Below are 19,187 nucleotides of genomic sequence, written 5' to 3' on the forward strand. Positions count from 1 at the left end.
TATTTCCGCAGGAAGGGGCGGCATGGCTGTGACTCCGGTGCACGAAAGCGTCTGGAGCGACCTACAGGGCGTGGCCTTCACACAGGGGTATCTGGACGCCGGCGGAGTGCGCACCCGGTACCTGCACACTGGGGACGCGGGGGGTGAGGCCAAGCCGGCCCTGGTCTTCCTACACGGGTCCGGCGGTCACGCCGAGGCCTATGTACGCAATCTCGAAGCGCACGCCGAGCACTTCTCCACCTGGTCCATCGACATGCTCGGTCACGGCTACACCGACAAGCCGGGGCACCCTTTGGAGGTCGCGCACTATGTCGATCATCTGCTCACGGTCTTCGACGCGATCGGGGCACAGAAGGTGTATCTGTCCGGTGAGTCCCTCGGCGGCTGGGTTGCCGCCCGCGCCGCGTCCGACCACCCCGATCGGATCGAGCGACTGGTCCTCAACACCGCCGGCGGGTCACAGGCCGATCCCGAGGTGATGAAGCGCATCATCACGCTGTCCATGGCCGCCGCCGAGAACCCGGACTGGGATACCGTGCAGGCGCGCATCACATGGCTGATGGCCGACAAGTCCAAGGGCTATGACGATATCGTCGCCAGCCGCCAGAAGGTCTACCAGCAAGCAGGTTTCGTGGCCGCCATGAGCGACATCATGGCCTTGCAGGATCCGCAGATCCGGGCCCGCAACCTGCTCGGCCCGGCCGAGTACGGGGCCATCACCGCGCCCACGTTGGTGTTGTGGACCAGCGATGACCCGACCGCCGACGTCAGTGAGGGCAGACGCATCTCGGAGATGATCCCGGGTGCGCGCTTCGAGGTGATGTCCGGTTGTGGGCACTGGCCGCAGTACGAGGACCCCAAGACGTTCAACCGCCTGCACCTGGACTTCTTACTGGGGCGGGCATGACGGAGGTCGACGTCCTCATCGTCGGAGCCGGCCCCGTCGGCCTGACGCTGGCGAACATCCTTGGCCTGCAAGGTGTGCGAACGCTGGTGGTGGAGGACCGCGACACCCTCATCGACTATCCGCGTGGCGTGGGGCTCGATGACGAGTCGCTGCGCACGTTCCAGTCGATCGGTCTGGTCGAACAGATCCTGCCGCACACCGTGCCCAACCAGATCCTGCGGTTCTACGACGGCCACCGTGGCCTGCTGGCCGAGATGGCACCGCCCGACGCGCGGTTCGGCTGGCCCAAGCGCAACGGTTTCGTCCAGCCGCTCGTCGACGCGGAGCTGCTCAAGGGGCTGGCCCGGTTCGAGACCGTCCGGGTCTTGTGGAGCACCAAGATGGAGAGCGCCGCCCAGGACGGCGACGGGGTGAGCGTCGAGTTGCTCCACGACGGCACACCGTCGACGGTGCGGGCACGCTATCTTGTCGGCTGCGACGGCGGACGCAGTGCCACCCGGCGCATGATGGATGTCAGCTTCGACGGCACCACCTCCGAAACCCGCTGGCTGGTGGTCGATCTGGCCAATGACCCACTCGGGCATCCCAACAGCGAGGTCGGTGCCGATCCGGCCCGGCCGTACGCCTCCATCTCGATCGCGCACGGTATCCGGCGCTTCGAGTTCATGATCCACGCCGATGAGACCGACGAGCAGGTGGAGCGGCCGGAATTCATCGCCCGGATGCTGGCACCGTTCGTTCCGCACCCCGACCGGGTCGACATCATCCGGCACCGCGTCTACACCCATCACTCCCGGATCGCGGGTTCGTTCCGCAAGGGCCGGATGCTGCTCGGCGGCGATGCCGCGCACCTGATGCCGGTGTGGCAGGGGCAGGGATACAACAGCGGTATCCGGGACGCGGCCAACCTGGGCTGGAAGCTGGCCGCCGTCGTCAACGGACACGCCGGGGACGCCCTGCTGGAAAGCTATGACACCGAACGGCGCAAGCATGCCCGCGCGATGATCGACCTCTCCACTCTGGTCGGCAGAGTCATCTCGCCGACGAACCGGCACGTGGCGATGCTGCGGGACAAGCTCATCCGCGCGGCATCGGTGGTGCCGACGCTGAAGCGTTACGTGCTGGAGATGCGGTTCAAGCCGATGCCGAGGTACGACACGGGTGCGGTGGTACATGACAGCCCCGCCACTTCGACCTCTCCGGTGGGCACCCTGTTCATCCAGCCGCACGTGGACACGCGCACTGCTCAGCACCTGCTCCTCGATGAGGTGTTGGGAAACGGATTCGCGGTCCTGGCGTGGAACAACAATCTCCGCGAGCTGCTGGACGACGAGATATTCGCACGGTGGAAAGCACTGGGCGCGACGTTCGTCGAAGCCCGGCCCGGCACCCAGCTGCAGTGGGCAGGTCACGACGACCCCGATATCACCATCGTCGGGGACCGCACGGGCGCGTTGAAGAAGTTCTTCGATGCCCACACCGCATCGGTGCTCTTCCTGCGCCCGGACCGGTGCATCGCCGCCGCAGGTATCGCCCAATTGTCAAACGAGCTGAGCGTCAAGTTGTTCGACGTCCTGCACCTGACCGAGGGAGGTGAATCCCATGTCGCAAGTCGCCCTGTGCTGTATGTCGCACAGCCCGCTGCTGAATCTGCCGGGACCGTCGGCGGAACTGCTTGAGGACATCGACGCCCAGCTCGCGCGGACGCGTGCCTTCGTCGCGGACTTCGATCCCGAGCTCGTCGTGATCTTCTCCCCGGACCACTACAACGGGTTCTTCTATCGGTTGATGCCGCCGTTCTGCATCGGCAGTGCCGCCACCGGAGTCGGCGATTACGGCACCTACGCCGGGCCGCTCGACGTACCCGCCGAGCTGGCCAACGAGATGGCCACCGCGGTGTGGGACGCCGGTGTCGACGTGTCGCTGTCGGCGGCCATGGACGTGGATCACGGGACGACGCAGCCGCTGGAAGTCCTGTTCGGCTCGGATAATCTGGGCGCGGCGTCGCCTCCCGTCATCCCCGTGTTCATCAACTCGGTGGCCACCCCGTTGGGTCCGCTGAAGCGCACCCGCGCTCTCGGGTCGGCGATCGGTGAGTACCTGGGATCGCTGGGCACGCGCGTGCTGGTGGTCGGTTCCGGTGGGCTGTCCCACGATCCGCCGGTGCCCACGCTGGCCACGGCTCCGCCGGCAGCGCTGGCGCGCATCGTGGGCGGGGCGCCGATGTCCCCGGAAGGACGGGCAGCGCGGCAGCAGGCGGTGATCGCGGCCGCACACGACTTCGCGCACGGGGAGAGTCCGTTGCAGCCGCTGAACCCGGACTGGGATCACGCACTGCTCGATCTGATCGACACCAACCGGCTGGCCGAGGTGGACGGCTGGAGCAACGACTGGATTGCGCGCGAGGCCGGCAATTCGGCACATGAGATCCGCACCTGGGTGGCGGCTTTCGCCGCCCTGGCCAGTCAAGGTGACTACCACACGCAGCAGCGCTATTACCGTGCTGCTCCCGAGTTGATCGCGGGCTTCGCGATCCGGACGGCGGTTCGTGCAGGATGACAGAACCCTTTGATCACACCGTCGATGTCCTCGTCATCGGTTCCGGTGCCGGCGGCATGACCGCGGCCCTGCGCGCCGACGCGTCCGGGCTGGACACCCTCCTCGTGGAGAAGTCGCCGAGATTCGGTGGCTCGTCGGCCCTTTCCGGCGGCGGTATCTGGGTGCCGGGTGCCCCATCCCAACGCAAGGCCGGCTATTCGCCGGACCCCGACGGGGTGTTCGAGTATCTCAAGACCATCACCGGAGGGCTGGTCAGTGACGACCGGTTGCGCACCTACGTCGACACCGGCCCGGAGATGATGGAGTTTCTGGAGAAGTCCAGCGACTGGTTCGAGTTCGTGTGGAAGCCGGGTTACGCGGATTACTACCCGGAACTGCCCGGTGGTTCCGCGCTCGGCAGCACCATCAACGTGCCGGAGATCGATCTGCGCAAACTCGGCGACGAGGAGCAGAACCTGCTCGCTCCGCTGGCGCTTGCTCCCAAGGGGATCTGGTTCGCCCCCAAGGACCTTCGGCTCTTCTATCAGGTCCGGCAGAACTGGCGCGGTAAGGCGGTGCTGCTCAAGCTGATCTGGCGGATGTTCCGGGCCCGGGTGTTCGGAGACCGGATGGCCGCCATCGGGCAGTCGCTGATGGCCCGGATGCGGCTGGCGCTCAAGGAGAAGAACATCCCGCTGTGGCTGTCCGCGCCGATGACCGAGCTCATCGCCGACGTGGACGGGAACGTCGTGGGTGCGGTGGTGGAACGTGACGGCACGTCGTTGCGTGTCGCCGCCCGGCGCGGTGTGGTGGTCGCCTCCGGCGGGTTCGACCACGACATGGCCTGGCGCCGGCAGCATCTGCCGTTGTTGGAGGAGGACTGGAGTTTCGGTAATCCCGCGGCCACCGGCGACGGGATCCGTGCGGGCGAGAAGGTCGGCGCGGCCACCGACCTGCTGGACGAGGCGTGGTGGTTCCCGGCCATGTGCTGGCCCGACGGGCGGCTGCAGTTCATGCTCAACGAGCGGATGATGCCGGCGCAGTTCGTGGTCAACGGGGCCGGTAAGCGGTTCATCAACGAGGCCGCGCCGTATATGGATTTCGCGCACGCCATGATCGAGGGCCAGCGGGCGTGGCTGGGCGAGCGAAGCGACGAGGGCGACGAGGGAAAGGCGGCGCCGCACATCCCGTGCTGGCTGATCACCGATATCACGTCGTTCCACCGGTACGTGGTCGGCGGGCACCTGCCTATCCCGAAGATCCCGTTCGCTCCGGTGCCGACCGGCCGCAAGATCCCGCAGGCGTGGCTGGACTCCGGCATCGTGGTCGCCGCCGACACCATGGGTGAGCTGGCGACCAAGATCGGGGTGCCGGCAGAGGAGTTGCAGCGCACCGCAACCCGGTTCAACGAACTCGCGTTCAGGGGACACGACGACGACTTCAACCGCGGCGACAGCGCCTACGACAACTACTACGGCGACCCGACCCTGCCCAACCCCAACCTGGCCCCGCTGGGCAAGGCACCTTATCTGGCGTTTCAGATCATCCTCGGTGACCTGGGCACCTCGGGTGGATTGCTCACCGACGAGCACGCCAGGGTGCTGCGCGAGGACGGGACCGTCATCGGCGGGCTCTACGCCACCGGCAACGCGTCGGCCGCGGTGATGGGCCGCAGCTATGCCGGTGCGGGCGCCACCATCGGACCGGCCATGACGTTCGGATACGTCGCAGCAGAACACATCTCCCACAATTCCGATCGAGAGGTAACCGCATGAAAATCTCGCTGTTCTACGAATTCCCGCTGCCACGGCCGTGGTCGGAGGACGACGAGCACCAGCTGTTCCAGCATGGCCTGGATGAGGTGGAGGCCGCGGACAAGGCCGGCTTCTCCACCGTCTGGCTCACCGAGCACCACTTCCTGGAGGAGTACTGCCACTCCACCGCGCCCGAGATGTTCCTGGCCGCAGCAAGCCAACGCACCAAGGACATTCGACTCGGCTTCGGTGTGATGCACCTGCCCCCGCCCATCAACCACCCGGCCCGTATCGCCGAGCGGGTCGCCACCTTGGACCATCTGTCCAACGGTCGGGTGGAATTCGGCACCGGTGAGGGCTCCTCGGTCGCCGAACTGGGCGGATTCGACATCGACCCGGCCGACAAGCGCACCATGTGGGAAGAAGCGCTGGAGGTGTCCATCCGCTGTATGACCGAGGCGCCGTTCACCGGATTCAAGGGCGAGCACGTCGAGATGCCGGCCCGCAATGTCATCCCGAAGCCGCTGCAGAGCCCGCACCCACCGGTGTGGGTGGCGTGCACGCGCCCGTCGTCGGTGCAGATGGCCGCCCAGAAGGCCATCGGCGCACTGAGTTTCGCCTATACCGGGCCCGAAGCGCTCAAGGACCGGGTGGACGGCTACTACCAGGAATTCGAAGAGCAGGGCGCGCCGGTCACCCCGGCCATCAATCCCAATATCCTGGCCATCGGCGGTGACCTCTCGATGATGGTGGCCCGAACCGATGAAGAGGCGCTCCAGCGACTCGGTACCGGCGGCGGGTTCTTCTCCTTCGGCATCATGCACTACTACCTGACCGGTATGCACACCCCGGGACGGACCGGTGTGTGGGACCTCTACCAGGAGGCGGTCAAGGAAGACCCGACGCTGGCCTACGGTCCGGGCCGCGGCGCCATCGGTTCGCCGGACACGGTGCGGGAGTTCCTGCGCGGCTACGAGGCCAGCGGCGTCGACGAGATCATCCTGCTGATGAACCCGCGCAGCCACGAGGGCACCATGGAATCCATCGAGATCATGGGCAAGGAGATCCTGCCCGAGTTCATCGAGCGTGACCAGTCGGCGGTGGCCGCCAAGGCCAAGCGGCTGGCGCCGGTCATCGAGAAGGTCGAGGCGCGCCGGCAGCCCTCCGATGCTCCGCTGTTCGACGAGACCTACTCCTTCGGCGGTCTGCCCACCGGCCGCGGTGGAAAGTTCACCGCCGGTGAGATTCCCGAGGCCATGGCCGAGATCAACGAGGGCCGCGTGAAGGCCGCTCAGCTGGAGAAGGAACAGCGCGAGGCAAGCAAGGAGAGATGACCGACGAACGCTGGCGTTATGACGGTCGCCGGGTGGTGGTGACGGGATGCGCATCGGGTATCGGCGCGCATCTCGCCGCACAACTGGCCGATCTCGGCGCACGTGTCACCGGGCTCGATCTACGCCCACCGCAGACCGAGCCGGCGCAGTTCATCAAGGTGGACTTCGCCGACGCCGCGTCCATCGATGCCGCGGTCGCGGCGATCGACGGTCCCGTCGACGCGTTGTTCAATGTCGCCGGGGTGTCCTCGGGTATCGGCAAACCGCTGCTGGTCGTCACCATCAACTTCCTCGGGATGCGCCATTTCACTGAAGGGCTGATTCCGCAGCTGCCGGCGGGGGCGGCGATCGCCAACGTCTCGTCGCTGGCCGCCGCCGACTACCTGGCCAACACCGCGGTGACGGCGGGCCTGTTGGCGACCACCTCGATGGCCGACGGCATCGAGTGGTGCCGCCGCAATCCGCAGGCGCTGGCCGACGGTGGCTACCGGCTGTCCAAGGAGGCGATCATCCTGTACGGCATGAGTCGGGCACTTGCCTTGGGGGAGAGGGGCATCCGGATCAACTGCACCGGACCCGGCGTGACCGAGACGCCGATTCTGGACCAGTTGCGCGGTGCTTACGGACCGGACTATCTGGATTCGTTCCCCACGCTGCTGGGCCACGTGTGCGGTCCGGACGAGCAGGCGTCGGTGCTGGCCTTCCTCAACAGCCCAGCGGCAAGCTACATTTCGGGACAGGTGATCTGGGTGGACGGCGGCACCGTCGCAGGCCGGATCGCAGCGACCCTGCCGTCGGAGACGGCATATGAGGCCCGGGAAGGAACCCTCTGAATGTCCACCATGAAGGATTTCCGCCGGGTCGCCGATGAGGTGCGCAACTGGGGCCGCTGGGGGGACGATGACGAACTCGGCACGCTGAATCTGATCACCGCCGACAAGGTTGCCGAGGCGGCGTCGCTGGTGAGGCAGGGCAAGGTGATCTCCCTCGGCGGAGATTTCGGGTCGAACGGCCCGCAGGGGGCCTTCAAGTTCCGCTTCAACCCGATCCACGTCATGACCGTCGACGGTGGTGACGCCGAGACGCTGGTCAAATACGCACCGGAATGGGCACGCAAATCCGTTGCCCAGGAGCTCAGTTCGTTCTTCGTCGACAATATCTTCCGCTTCAACGACGATATGATCACCATGTCGCTGCAGGCCGCCACCCAGTGGGACGCGCTATCGCACGTGTACTACGAGGACAAGCTCTACAACGGCTTCCCGGCGGACTCGGTGACCAGTTTCGGGGCCTACCGCTGCGGTATCGAGAAGGTGGACGGCAAGGGCATCGTGTCGCGCGGTGTGCTGCTCGACGTGGTCGCCCACCGCGGTGAAGAGGTGTTCTGCGAACCCGGCAGGCCGATCACACCGGCCGAACTCGACGATATCGCGGCCGAACAGGGTGTGCAGATCGGACGCGGCGACATCGTGGTGGTGCACACCGGATGGTGGACGCGATTCCTGTCCGCCGGCGACGGGCACGAGGCCGGCGCCGGCCTGCACTGGACGTGCGCCTCATGGCTGCACGATCGCGAGGTCGCGGCCGTCGCCTCCGACAACCTGATGGTCGAGGATCCGGACCCGGCCAATGGTGTGGAGGGCACCTTCCTGCCGATGCACATGCTGTGCCTGCGCGATATGGGTTTGATGCTCGGCGAGTACTGGGATCTGACCGGGCTGGCCGCCGATTGCCGCGCCGACGGGGTGTACGAATTCCAGCTGATCGCACCCCCGCTGAAGGTGGTCGGCGCGGTCGGTGCGCCCGTCAGCCCGATAGCGATCAAATGAACGTCGTGCGCAAGACCATTGCCGTCGACGGCCTGACGACCGGCTACCTGGAAGCGGGGTCCGGCGATCCTGTCGTGCTGCTGCACGGCGGTGAGTTCGGTGCCGGCGCCGAACTCGGCTGGGAGCGGAACATCGCCGCGCTGGCCGAGCATTACCGGGTGCTCGCGCCCGACATGCTGGGCTTCGGCGAGTCGGCCAAGGTCATCGATTTCACCGATGGCCGCGGCCTGCGGATCCGGCACATCGCCCGGTTCTGCGAGGTGCTCGGGATCGGCTCGGCGCACTTCGTCGGGAACTCGATGGGTGCGATCAACCTGCTCGTGGACACCACATCGGAGAATCCCGTGCTCCCGGTCCGCAGCCTGGTGGCGATCTGCGGGGGCGGTGACATCCAGCGCAACGCGCACACCGACGCGCTCTACGACTATGACGCGACGCCGGAGGCGATGCGCCGCATCGTGACCGCGTTGTTCTTCGATCCGTCCTACCCCGCCGACGAGGCGTACGTGCGGCGGCGGTACGAATCCAGCATCGCCCCGGGTGCGTGGGAATCGTTGGCGGCCGCCCGGTTTCGCAGGCCGGGCCTGGAGGCGCCGTCCACACCGTCATCGCAGCGTGCCTACGCACGCATCGCGGTGCCCGTGTTGATGGTCGAGGGCGCCCGCGACAAGCTGCTGAGGCCCGGATGGGCCGCCGAGATCGCCGCCCAGATTCCCGACGGCCGCTCGGCCGTGGTGGACGGCGCCGGACACTGCCCGCAGATCGAGCAGCCCGAGGCGCTCAACCGGGTCGTGCTGAACTTCCTGAAAGAGGTCGGATGAGTAGCGAATTGGACGGCAAGGTCGCCGTCATCACCGGTGGCGCGGGTGGACTCGGCGCGGGTCTGGTCCGGCGGTTCGCCGCGGAAGGCGCCAAGGTGGTGTTCGGCGATGTCGACGAACGGGGCGGTGCGGCGCTGGCGGCCGAGATCGGCCCGAACGCGGTATTCCTGCGCACCGACGTCACCGATATCGAGCAGATCGGCGCGCTGGTGGACACCGCGGTGCAGAGATTCGGCGGACTTCACGTGATGGTCAACAACGCCGGGGTGTCGGGCACCATGCACCGCCGCTTCCTCGACGATGATCTCGCCGATTTCGACACCGTGATGCGCATCAACCTGCGGGCGGTGATGGCCGGTACCCGCGACGCCGCCCGCCATATGGTCGAACACGGTGGTGGGTCGATCATCAACCTGACCTCGATCGGCGGGATCCAGGCCGGCGGGGGAGTGCAGACCTACCGGGCCTCCAAGGCCGCGGTCATCCAGTTCACCAAATCGGTCGCGATCGAGTTGGCGTACTACGAGATTCGGGTGAACGCGATCGCGCCGGGCAATATCCGGACGGCCATTGTGGCCAAATCGGCCTCGGCCGAGGATCGCGGGCGCGTGGCGGAGTTCGAGGAGAAGATCCGTGAACAGATGCGCCAGGACCGGCCGCTCAAGCGCGAGGGCACCGTCGACGACGTCGCCGAAGCCGCGTTGTACTTCGCCACCGACAGGTCGCGCTATGTCACCGGCACGGTACTGCCGATCGACGGCGGCACGGTCGCGGGCAAGGTCATCGTGCGTAAGGAGAAGACCTGACGCCGAGATCGACGTTCGGTCGGCATGTTCTCGCACTTCGCCGCCCAAACGTGCATTTGGGCGGGAGGGATGCGGCTTTAAATCAATCGCTTGACTTAATTACAGGAGAGGCGTTGACTGTAACGGTGACGGCAGCGAGATCACTGCGCACCGAGCGTGCCAGTGGCACCCGGGAGGCGATCCTGGTCGCCGCGGAACGGCTCTACGCCGAGCACGGTGTGTTCGCGGTATCCAATCGGCAGGTCAGTGAGGCTGCGGGACAAGGTAATAACGCCGCGGTCGGATATCACTTCGGCGCCAAAGTGGACCTGGTGCGCGCCATCGAGCAGAAGCACCGGCAGCCGATAGAGATGCTGCGGGAGCGGATGATCGAGGCGGTGGCCGGCTCCGACGATCTGCGTGACTGGGTGGCCTGCCTGGTCTGCCCGCTGACCGATCATCTCGCCGAACTCGGCAACCCGACCTGGTATGCGCGGTTCGCCGCCCAGGCCATGACCGACCCGGAGTACCACACCATCGTGGTCAAGGACGCGTTGAGCTCCTCCTCGCTGGTGCAGGTCATCGACCGGATCAACCAGTGCCTGCCCGAGCTGCCCGCCGAGGTGCGATTCGAACGCAACGTCATGGCCCGCAACCTGTTGATGCACAGCTGTGCCGACCGGGAGCGGGCGCTGGCCACCGGTGGTGCGGTGGTGAGCGGACGGTCCTGGAGTGCCGCCGGCGCCGGACTGATCGACGCGATCGTGGGCCTGTGGCGGGCGCCGGTCACCGAGATCGGGGGGCTGGCGTGAAAATCGCTGTCGACCAAGACAAGTGCGTGTCCTCGGGGCAGTGCGTACTCAACGCGATGGAGTTGTTCGACCAGCGCGACGAAGACGGTGTGGTGGAACTGCTCGAACCCGAGCCGAGCCCAGACCAGTTCGACAATGCCCGCCGCGCCGCAGCGGCCTGCCCAGCCCTGGCCATCGCTATTCAAGACTGAGGAACGAGACCACTACATGTCTGAGACGCTGACAGAAGTCGACATTCCGGACTACCCGATGGAGCGCGACCTGCGGTGCCCGTTCGCGCCACCGCCGCAGATGCTCGGCAATGCCAAGGGCCTCACCCGGGTGAAGATCTGGAACGGCACCACGCCCTGGCTGATCACCGGGCACGACGAGGCCCGCGCCTTGTTCGCCGATGCCCGGGTCAGTGTCGACGACCGGCGGGAGGGCTTTCCGCATTGGAACGAGCACATGCTCGCCACCGTCGACAAGCGGCCGCGCTCGGTGTTCACCGCCGATGCCGAGGAGCACACCCGGTTCCGCAGGATGCTCTCCAAGCCCTTCACGTTCCGCCGCGTCGAGGGCCTGCGGCCGATCATCCAGAAGATCACCGACGAGTGCATCGACGAGATCCTGGCCGGCCCGCAGCCCGCCGATCTCGTCGACAAACTGGCGCTGCCGGTACCGACGGTCGTGATCAGCGAGATGCTCGGAGTTCCCTACGAGGACCACGAGTTCTTCCAGGAGCACGCCAACGCCGGCCTGGCCCGGTACGCCGCGGCGGACGCCATGCAGAAGGGCGCGATGAGCCTGCACCAGTACCTGATCAACTTGATCGAGAAGAAGCAGGCCGATCCCGCCGAGGACGCGGTGTCGGATCTGGCCGAACGGGTGACCGCCGGCGAGATCAGCGTGAAGGAGGCCGCCCAGCTGGGTACCGGTCTGCTGATCGCCGGGCACGAGACCACCGCCAATGTGATCGGCATCGGCATCCTCGCGCTGCTGGAGAATCCGGAGCAGGCCGACTTCCTGCGCAATGCCGAGGATCCCAAGGTCATCGCCAACGCGTGCGAGGAGCTGATGCGCTACCTGTCGATCATCCAGAACGGACAGCGCCGCATCGCCATCGAGGATATCGAGATCGGCGGTGAAACCATCCGGGCCGGCGAGGGCATCATCATCGACCTGGCGCCGGCCAACTGGGACGCCAAGGCCTACCCCGAACCCGACAAGCTGGACTTGAGCCGCGACGCCGGGCAGCAACTCGGCTTCGGGTACGGGCGGCACCAGTGCGTCGGCCAGCAACTGGCACGCGCCGAACTGCAGATCGTCTTCCACACCCTGCTGCGCAGGATTCCCACCCTGCGTCTGGCCATCCCGTTCGACGAGGTGCCCTTCAAACACGATCGACTCGCCTACGGCGTCTACGAACTTCCCGTCACCTGGTGACATCTGCTCTACAGTCCCGATTGGAGTCACACCGATGTCTGCTCTGAGCACCACCCTCTATCCGCCCGAAGGCTTTGGGGCGCCGAAGAATCGGCGCGGCCATGCCGGCGGGAATCTCGGGCTGCCCGCCGGCACCGAGATCTTCTCGGCCGACAACCACATCTCGGTGGCCGATGACATCTTCTACGAGCGCTTCCCCGAGGACCTCAAGGGTGCCGCACCCCGCATCTGGTACGAGGACGGCGCCTACATGGTGGGCATGAAGGGTAAGGCCTGGACCGGCGGTGACTTCGGCCGGGTGCTCATGCAGTACGACGATCTGGCGGGCGCCGCCACCAACAACATCGCCGCACGTATCCGCGAGCTCCGCGAGGACGGTATCGACCGGGAGCTGGCGTTCCCCAACGCCGTGCTGGCCCTGTTCCACTACCCGGACAAGGGAATTCGGGAGCGGGTGTTCCGCATCTACAACGAGGTGATGGCCGAACTGCAGGAGTCCAGCGACGGTCACTTCTACGGTGTCGGTCTGATCAACTGGTGGGACCCCGCCGGAACACGGTCCACCCTCGAACAGCTCAAGTCGCTGGGACTCAAGACCTTCCTGTTGCCGCTCAACCCCGGCAAGGACGACGAGGGCAACATCTACGACTACGGCAGCACCGAGATGGACGCCGTCTGGGACGAGATCGAGGCCGCCGGTCTGCCGGTCAGCCATCACATCGGCGAGACGCCACCCAAGACGCCCTGCCAGAACAACAGCGTCGTCGTCGGCATGATGGTCAACGTCGACTCGTTCCGCGAGCAGTTCGCGAAGTACGTGTTCTCCGGCATCCTGGACCGTCACCCGTCGCTGAAACTCGGGTGGTTCGAGGGCGGTATCGCCTGGGTGCCCACCGCACTGCAGGATGCCGAGCACATGCTGGCCTCCTACCGGCACATGTTCAACCACGAACTGCAGCATCCGGTGCGGTACTACTGGGACCACCACATGAGCGCATCGTTCATGGTGGATCCGTTGGGACTGCGGTTGATCGACGAGATCGGCGTGGACAACGTGATGTGGTCCAGCGACTACCCCCACAACGAATCCACCTTCGGCTACTCGGAGAAGTCACTGGCGACGGTGGTGGAGGCGGTAGGTCCGGAGAACGCCGTCAAGATCGTCAGCACCAACATCCAGAAGTTCCTGGGGCTGGTGTGACGACGTCAGCGAGCAGCGGAGCGGATCGCGCATGAGCACTGTCACTCAGTCCGGCGTCACCCAGATCGCCCGGACCGGGTACTCGTGGCTCGACATCCCCGCGGAGCCCGACTTCACCCGGATGCGCAGGGAGGTCAGTGCGCGCCTGCAGGCCGCGATGGCCGATCAGGGGGTGGATGCGCTGGTCCTGCTGGGCAACGGGAGCGTCATGTACGCCACCGGCATCGCGTGGCCGCTGGCCGACGCCGGGCTGTCGCATGTCGAGCGGCCCGTGGCGGTCGTGCTGGCGGGCGACGAGTACCCGCACCTGTTCCTGCCGTTCCGCGAAGGGGCGGCCATGGAATCAGAGCTGCCCGCCGACCATCTGCATGGGCCGGTCTACCTCGAATTCGACGAGGGGGTGGCCGAATTCGCGAAGATCCTGACCGCTCTGGTACCCGCCGGCGCCACGATCGCGACCGACGAGCTGACCGGGGCGATGCGGCGGGCCGGCACTGCGCTGTTCCCCGTCGCGCCGGTGGACGCCGCCCCGGTGGTCGGCGCGGCGAAACTGGTCAAGACCATCGACCAGATCGCCTGCCTGCAGCGGGCCTGCCAGATCACCGAACAGGCCGTGTCCGAGATCCAGAAGTCGCTGGTACCCGGGGTGCGCCAAATCGACCTGTCCGCCGAATTCGTCCGCCGCACTTTCGAACTCGGCGCCACGACCAATATGTTCGACTCGATCTGGCAGGTGATGCCCGCGTCCCGGGCCGAAGGCACCTGGACCACCACCGGTGATCTGGCGTTGCCCCTGCTGACCACCGAACGCGAACTGCAGCAGGGCGACGTGCTGTGGACCGATGTGTCCATCTCCTACCACGGCTACTGCTCCGACCACGGGCGCACCTGGATCGTCGGACAGGATCCGACGGCGGCTCAGCAGAGGCAGTTCGACACCTGGAGCCGGATCGTCGACGCGGTGCTCTCGGTGACGAGGGCCGGTGCCACCTGCGGTGATCTCGGCCGTGCGGCGATCGAGGCCAACGGCGGCACCCCGCCGTGGCTGCCGCACTTCTACCTTGGCCACGGTATCGGCGCGAATGCGGCCGAAATGCCGATGATCGGCACGGATCTCGGCCAGGCTTGGGATGACAACTTCGTCTTCCCGGAGGGAATGTTGCTCGTGTTCGAGCCGGTGGTGTGGGAGGACGGGACCGGCGGCTACCGCGGCGAGGAGATCGTGGTGGTCACCGAGGGCGGCTGGATGCCGCTGACCGCATATCCGTACGACCCCTATGAGGTGCCCAGTGGGAATTGAGATCGAGGCCGACGACCGGGCCCTGCGGTTCAGCCGTCGAGAACGTGCGCTGGCGCAGATGGCGGCGCACGACCTCGACGTGCTGGTCCTCGGCAGGCAGGCCAACGTCCGGTACATCTCGGGCGCGCCGCAACTGTGGGTGGTGGGCACCCGCCCGTTCGGGCCGATCTGCACCTTCGTCCGGGCCACCGGTGAGATCCACCTGAACAGCACGTGGGACGAGGGCATGCCCGAGGAGATCCCGCATGAGAATCTCTACGGGTTGGCGTGGAATCCGATGACGCTGATCTCCGTGCTGCAGGGCATCAAGGGTGCCGCTACCGCGCGCCGGGTCGGCACCGACGCCCTGACACCGACGTTCGCCACACTACTGCCGCTGGCTTTCCCTGCGGCCGAGCTCGTCGACGGTGAACAGGCGATGCGGGCCGCGCGACGGGTGAAGACGAGCGAGGAGATCACCGCGCTGCGGCGCGCGCTGGCCGTCGCCGAGGCGGGACTGGCGCGGGGTGTCGCCGAGGTGGCCCCGGGGACCACCGAACAGGTGCTCACCGGTGCGATCCTGAAGGCCGAGGCGGCCGGCGGGGTGAGCACACCGGCTACGCAGGACGCCGCATGGGTGACCTCGAAAGACCATCCGTGGCGGCGGACCGTCGGCGACGGCCGGGTGCGCGACGGCGATCTGGTGGCACTGTCGGCGGGTGTGCTCGCCGACGGCTATGTCGGCGAGGTCGCGCGGACGGTCTGCGTCGGTGCACCGACAGAGGCGGTGCGTTCGTTGTACCGGCGTCGGGATGAGCTGTGGGACAGGCTGGTCGACGCCTGCCGCCCGGGCAAGCCGGCGAGTGCACTGCTGGACGCCTACGGCCACGCCGGCGAACCGTTACCGGCCATGCCGGTCGCACACGGGCTGGGGCTGGGCTTCGATCCGCCGGTGGTGTCACCGCACCTGCGCGCCACCGCCGAGGCCGAGATCCTCACCGAGGGCATGGTCCTCGCGATCACCGCTTACGTCTGGAAACACGGCGTCGGCGCGGTCTTCACCCGGGACGCGGTGCTGATCACGGCCGACGGCGCCCACGTGCTCACCACCGCGGCATCGTACGGAGAGGCTGCACATGCCTGAGCGGCCTTCCCCGGAGGAGATCATCCTCTACGAGAAGAACCCGAAGACGAAGATCGCCACCATCACGTTCAACCGGCCGGAGTTCCTCAACGCACCCACCTCGATGGCCAGGTTGCGGTACGCCGACGTCCTGCGCGCGGCCAACGCCGACAACGATGTCAAAGTGGTGATCATCCGCGGCGTCGGAGACAACCTGGGCAGCGGTGCGGATCTCCCGGAATTCATGGAGGGCAACGACAATCCGGCAGCGCGGCTGGCGGAGTTGCGATTGGAAGATGACGGTGTCGGGGACGTGACCTACCCGCCGAAGGGCACCTTCCGCAACGGCGCCACCATCAGTTCGTGGTACGCCAACTCGCAGGCCGGTAACCGCGCACTGCAGGATTTCAAGAAGATCAGCATCGTCGAGGCCAAGGGATACTGTTACGGCTGGCACTTCTACCAATGTGCCGATGCCGACCTGGTGATCTCCAGTGACGATGCGCTGTTCGGGCATCCGTCGTTCCGGTATCACGGTTGGGGCCCGCGCATGTGGACGTGGGTACAGATGATGGGGCTGCGTAAGTTCCAGGAGATGGTCTTCACCGGCCGGCCGTTCACCGCGGCGGAGATGTATGACTGCAATTTCCTGAACAAGGTGGTGGCCCGCGAGCAACTGGAAGCCGAGACCGACAAGTACGCCTTGGCGTGCGCGCGGAACAGGCCGGTGGACACCGTCTTTCAGCAGAAGATGTTCTTCGAGATCTTCAAGCAGCAGCAAGGCGAGTACATGGGCAGTCTGTTGTCCGCTTTCTTCGAGTCGATGGGCAACGGTGTGGCCAACGACAACGAGGACGATATGGACATGTCCTCCTCGATCGATTCCGGGCTGTCGGCCGCGGTCAACGACAACGACGGCAAGTTCCCACCCGACTTCCGGCTCTCCAAGAAGAACCGGGCGAAACCGGAGTAGGTCATGAGTGCACCACTGGCCGGCTACACCGTCGTCGACCTGTCCAGCGGGATCGCCGGGGCATATGCCACCAAGATCCTGGCTGACGGCGGTGCCGACGTCGTCAAAGTGGAAGACCCGCAGGGCGATCCGCTGCGCACCTGGTCGGCGTCGGGCTCCCGGGGCGGCGCCCTGTTCGCCTTTCTGGCGGGCGGCAAGCGCAGCGTGGTCCTGGAAGCGCAGGACATGGACTTGCTCGAGCGGCTGATCGCATCGGCCGACGCCGTGGTGTGGTCACCGGAATCGGCGGTCGCCCAGTCGGTGTCGCCGCAAGACCTGCACCGGCGGTACCCGCATCTGATCGTCACGGCCATCACCGCGTTCGGCCTGGACGGGCCGTGGAGTGGGCGCCCGGCCACCGAATTCACCCTGCAAGCCTGGTCCGGCGGGGCCATCGGGATCGGCCGTGGCACCCAGGACCGGGCGCCGGTGACCATCGGTGGTCAGGTGGGGGACTGGCTGACCGGGGCCTACGCCGCCGCGATGACACTGGCCTTCCGGGCGCGTGCGCTGCGCGACGGCCACGGCGAGTTCATCGACCTGTCCAAGCTGGAGGCCCAGGTCCTCGGCCTCACCTACTATCCCGTCACCTATTTCGAGATGCTCGGCCGGCCCTGGCGCACCGAGCGCCGGCCCACCGTCCCCGGGGTGGCCCAGGCGGCCGACGGTCTGGTGGCACTGGGATGCGGCACCGCTCAGCAGTGGTGGGACCTGTGCGCGATGTCGGGCCACGACGAGTGGATCGACGAGACCACGGAGCTGACCATCACCGAGCAGGCCAACCTGCACGCCGAAGAACTGTACGAGTGGATCCGCCGGCAACCCGCGGATGACCTGCGCGACCTGGCAGCAGCCTTCCGGATCCCGAACTCACCCGTCGGCAACGGCGAGAACGTCACCACGATGGACCATTTCGTGGCACGGGACGCGTTCGTGCGCAACCCTGCCGACGGGTTCGTCCAGCCCGCGCACCCGTACCGGTTCACCGGCGCCGCGCTGCGCGCACCCGCGCCCGCACCCGGTCTCGGTGAGCACAGCCGCGAGGTACGGGAGGCCGCCTTGAGCCCACGTCCGGCGCCCACCACGGCGCCGACCCGGGACCGGCTGCCGTTCAGCGGTCTGCGGGTGCTGGATATGACGACCTTCTGGGCCGGGCCGTCCTGCACCCATGCGCTGGGGATGTTGGGGGCCGATATCGTCCATCTGGAGTCCACCTCACGTCCCGACGGGACCCGGCTGATCGCCGGGATCCCCGCCACCGTGGAGCAGTGGTGGGAACGATCCCCGATCTTCAGTGCGCTCAACACGAATAAGAAGAGCGTCACGGTGGACTTCCAGACCGAGGCCGGCCGGGACGTGTTGCGCCGCTTGATCGCCGCCAGCGATGTGGTGGTGGAGAACTTCACCCCACGCGTCATCGACCAGCTGGGCCTGGACTTCGACGCCGTGCGCGCACTGCGTGAGGACATCGTCATGGTGCGCATGCCGGGCTTCGGGCTGCAGGGACCGTGGCGGGACAATCCCGCCTTCGCCTACATCATCGAGGACGCGTCCGGCTTGAGCTGGCTCACCGGCTACCCGGACCGCCCCCCGTTCGAGCCGTACTCGGTGGGTGATCCCAACGCCGGGGTGCACGCCCTCAACGCCGTGCTGCTGGCGCTGGAGCACCGACGCACCACGGGGCAGGCCGTACTGGTCGAGGCGGCGATGGTCGACGCCGCACTGAACATCGCGGCCGAGCAGGTCATCGAATACTCCGCCTACGGGGCGCTGCTGCAGCGCGACGGCAACCGCGGCCCCACCGCCGCGCCGCAGAACCTCTACCGGAGTGCCGAATCGGACGAGTTCGGCCGCGACGACAGTTGGGTGGCCATCGCGGTGCAGACCGACGCCCAGTGGGAGGCGCTGCGGGCGGCACTCGGTTCGCCGGACTGGTCGGCCGATCCCGCGCTGTCATGCGCCGAGGGACGCCGCGCCGCCCACGATGTGGTCGATGACCACCTGGCCGCCTGGTGCCGCACCCGTACCGGTGACGTGATCGTCGAAAACCTCTGGGGCGCAGGGGTTCCGGTGGCCAAGGTGATGCAGCCGCATCGCCAGACCGAACTGCCCCAATTGCGGCACCGCAGATTCTTCGAACACGTGGGGCATCCGGTGAATCCCGTCGCCCCCTACAGCACCCTGCCGGTCACCTTGGCCAACGGTCCCGCGGCCTTCCATCGCGAACCTGCACCGCTGCTCGGCGAGCACAACCATGTGGTGCTGACCGGGTTGGGCCTGTCCGATGAGGAGATCGCGGTCCTGGTGGATGACGGGGTGATCGGTACCGAACCGGGTAAGAGCGGGCGGCGCAAAGCTGCCCGCTGA

At 66.8% G+C, this 19,187-nt stretch carries 17 protein-coding genes; all 17 read left to right on the plus strand.

Translation table 11 applies throughout. From position 1 onward, the window contains the following. Positions 1 to 22 precede the first annotated feature (22 nt). The 17 genes from FHU31_RS18650 (at position 23) to FHU31_RS18730 (ending at position 19,187) form a co-directional block, all read left to right on the plus strand. Positions 23 to 907, plus strand: a complete 885-nt coding sequence (locus FHU31_RS18650) for an alpha/beta fold hydrolase (RefSeq protein ID WP_167161350.1) — start codon at positions 23 to 25, stop codon at positions 905 to 907. Then, complete coding sequence (locus FHU31_RS18655) at positions 904 to 2,586, plus strand: bifunctional 3-(3-hydroxy-phenyl)propionate/3-hydroxycinnamic acid hydroxylase (RefSeq protein WP_167161352.1); 1,683 nt, start codon at positions 904 to 906, stop codon at positions 2,584 to 2,586. Before FHU31_RS18650 ends, FHU31_RS18655 begins: the two co-directional genes overlap by 4 nt. After that, entirely contained in the window at positions 2,510 to 3,466 is a 957-nt protein-coding gene (locus FHU31_RS18660; RefSeq protein WP_167161353.1) for a 3-carboxyethylcatechol 2,3-dioxygenase, read from the plus strand. The genes FHU31_RS18655 and FHU31_RS18660 overlap by 77 nt, the downstream gene beginning before the upstream one ends. Then, complete coding sequence (locus FHU31_RS18665) at positions 3,463 to 5,220, plus strand: FAD-binding protein (RefSeq protein WP_167161355.1); 1,758 nt, start codon at positions 3,463 to 3,465, stop codon at positions 5,218 to 5,220. The genes FHU31_RS18660 and FHU31_RS18665 overlap by 4 nt, the downstream gene beginning before the upstream one ends. Next, entirely contained in the window at positions 5,217 to 6,533 is a 1,317-nt protein-coding gene (locus FHU31_RS18670) for an LLM class flavin-dependent oxidoreductase (RefSeq protein ID WP_167161357.1), read from the plus strand. Before FHU31_RS18665 ends, FHU31_RS18670 begins: the two co-directional genes overlap by 4 nt. Next, on the plus strand, positions 6,530 to 7,366 hold the full coding sequence (locus tag FHU31_RS18675; RefSeq protein ID WP_167161360.1) for a coniferyl-alcohol dehydrogenase: 837 nt from the start codon (positions 6,530 to 6,532) through the stop codon (positions 7,364 to 7,366). Before FHU31_RS18670 ends, FHU31_RS18675 begins: the two co-directional genes overlap by 4 nt. Further along, positions 7,367 to 8,362 (plus strand): cyclase family protein, encoded by a 996-nt coding sequence (locus tag FHU31_RS18680; protein WP_167161362.1) that lies wholly within the window; start codon positions 7,367 to 7,369, stop codon positions 8,360 to 8,362. Further along, positions 8,359 to 9,183, plus strand: a complete 825-nt coding sequence (locus tag FHU31_RS18685) for an alpha/beta fold hydrolase (protein ID WP_167161364.1) — start codon at positions 8,359 to 8,361, stop codon at positions 9,181 to 9,183. Before FHU31_RS18680 ends, FHU31_RS18685 begins: the two co-directional genes overlap by 4 nt. Further along, positions 9,180 to 9,989: an SDR family NAD(P)-dependent oxidoreductase gene (locus FHU31_RS18690; RefSeq protein ID WP_167161366.1), complete on the plus strand. Its 810-nt coding sequence runs from the start codon at positions 9,180 to 9,182 to the stop codon at positions 9,987 to 9,989. The genes FHU31_RS18685 and FHU31_RS18690 overlap by 4 nt, the downstream gene beginning before the upstream one ends. A 125-nt stretch (positions 9,990 to 10,114) precedes the next feature. Further along, on the plus strand, positions 10,115 to 10,780 hold the full coding sequence (locus tag FHU31_RS18695) for a TetR/AcrR family transcriptional regulator (protein ID WP_263988214.1): 666 nt from the start codon (positions 10,115 to 10,117) through the stop codon (positions 10,778 to 10,780). Then, entirely contained in the window at positions 10,777 to 10,971 is a 195-nt protein-coding gene (locus FHU31_RS18700; protein ID WP_167161370.1) for a ferredoxin, read from the plus strand. The genes FHU31_RS18695 and FHU31_RS18700 overlap by 4 nt, the downstream gene beginning before the upstream one ends. A gap of 16 nt (positions 10,972 to 10,987) precedes the next feature. Further along, positions 10,988 to 12,205, plus strand: coding sequence for a cytochrome P450 (locus tag FHU31_RS18705; protein ID WP_167161372.1), 1,218 nt, complete (start codon positions 10,988 to 10,990; stop codon positions 12,203 to 12,205). A gap of 34 nt (positions 12,206 to 12,239) precedes the next feature. Further along, positions 12,240 to 13,406, plus strand: a complete 1,167-nt coding sequence (locus FHU31_RS18710) for an amidohydrolase family protein (protein ID WP_167161374.1) — start codon at positions 12,240 to 12,242, stop codon at positions 13,404 to 13,406. A 31-nt stretch (positions 13,407 to 13,437) separates the two neighbouring features. Then, positions 13,438 to 14,706, plus strand: coding sequence for a M24 family metallopeptidase (locus FHU31_RS18715; RefSeq protein WP_167161376.1), 1,269 nt, complete (start codon positions 13,438 to 13,440; stop codon positions 14,704 to 14,706). Further along, positions 14,696 to 15,829: a M24 family metallopeptidase gene (locus tag FHU31_RS18720; RefSeq protein ID WP_167161378.1), complete on the plus strand. Its 1,134-nt coding sequence runs from the start codon at positions 14,696 to 14,698 to the stop codon at positions 15,827 to 15,829. Before FHU31_RS18715 ends, FHU31_RS18720 begins: the two co-directional genes overlap by 11 nt. Beyond that, complete coding sequence (locus tag FHU31_RS18725) at positions 15,822 to 16,781, plus strand: enoyl-CoA hydratase/isomerase family protein (RefSeq protein ID WP_167161380.1); 960 nt, start codon at positions 15,822 to 15,824, stop codon at positions 16,779 to 16,781. Before FHU31_RS18720 ends, FHU31_RS18725 begins: the two co-directional genes overlap by 8 nt. 3 nt (positions 16,782 to 16,784) lie before the next feature. Next, a complete protein-coding gene (locus FHU31_RS18730; RefSeq protein ID WP_167161382.1) occupies positions 16,785 to 19,187 on the plus strand; it encodes a CaiB/BaiF CoA transferase family protein in 2,403 nt (800 codons plus the stop codon).

Source organism: Mycolicibacterium fluoranthenivorans (genome assembly GCF_011758805.1).
GTDB lineage: Bacteria > Actinomycetota > Actinomycetes > Mycobacteriales > Mycobacteriaceae > Mycobacterium > Mycobacterium fluoranthenivorans.

Excerpts from the sequence above, each read along its gene's own strand:
- FHU31_RS18650 (WP_167161350.1), top strand. The coding sequence starts at position 23 with ATGGCTGTGACTCCGGTGCACGAAAGCGTCTGGAGCGACCTACAGGGC.
- FHU31_RS18655 (WP_167161352.1), top strand. The coding sequence starts at position 904 with ATGACGGAGGTCGACGTCCTCATCGTCGGAGCCGGCCCCGTCGGCCTG.
- FHU31_RS18660 (WP_167161353.1), top strand. The coding sequence starts at position 2,510 with ATGTCGCAAGTCGCCCTGTGCTGTATGTCGCACAGCCCGCTGCTGAAT.
- FHU31_RS18665 (WP_167161355.1), top strand. The coding sequence starts at position 3,463 with ATGACAGAACCCTTTGATCACACCGTCGATGTCCTCGTCATCGGTTCC.
- FHU31_RS18670 (WP_167161357.1), top strand. The coding sequence starts at position 5,217 with ATGAAAATCTCGCTGTTCTACGAATTCCCGCTGCCACGGCCGTGGTCG.
- FHU31_RS18675 (WP_167161360.1), top strand. The coding sequence starts at position 6,530 with ATGACCGACGAACGCTGGCGTTATGACGGTCGCCGGGTGGTGGTGACG.
- FHU31_RS18680 (WP_167161362.1), top strand. The coding sequence starts at position 7,367 with ATGTCCACCATGAAGGATTTCCGCCGGGTCGCCGATGAGGTGCGCAAC.
- FHU31_RS18685 (WP_167161364.1), top strand. The coding sequence starts at position 8,359 with ATGAACGTCGTGCGCAAGACCATTGCCGTCGACGGCCTGACGACCGGC.
- FHU31_RS18690 (WP_167161366.1), top strand. The coding sequence starts at position 9,180 with ATGAGTAGCGAATTGGACGGCAAGGTCGCCGTCATCACCGGTGGCGCG.
- FHU31_RS18705 (WP_167161372.1), top strand. The coding sequence starts at position 10,988 with ATGTCTGAGACGCTGACAGAAGTCGACATTCCGGACTACCCGATGGAG.
- FHU31_RS18710 (WP_167161374.1), top strand. The coding sequence starts at position 12,240 with ATGTCTGCTCTGAGCACCACCCTCTATCCGCCCGAAGGCTTTGGGGCG.
- FHU31_RS18715 (WP_167161376.1), top strand. The coding sequence starts at position 13,438 with ATGAGCACTGTCACTCAGTCCGGCGTCACCCAGATCGCCCGGACCGGG.
- FHU31_RS18725 (WP_167161380.1), top strand. The coding sequence starts at position 15,822 with ATGCCTGAGCGGCCTTCCCCGGAGGAGATCATCCTCTACGAGAAGAAC.
- FHU31_RS18730 (WP_167161382.1), top strand. The coding sequence starts at position 16,785 with ATGAGTGCACCACTGGCCGGCTACACCGTCGTCGACCTGTCCAGCGGG.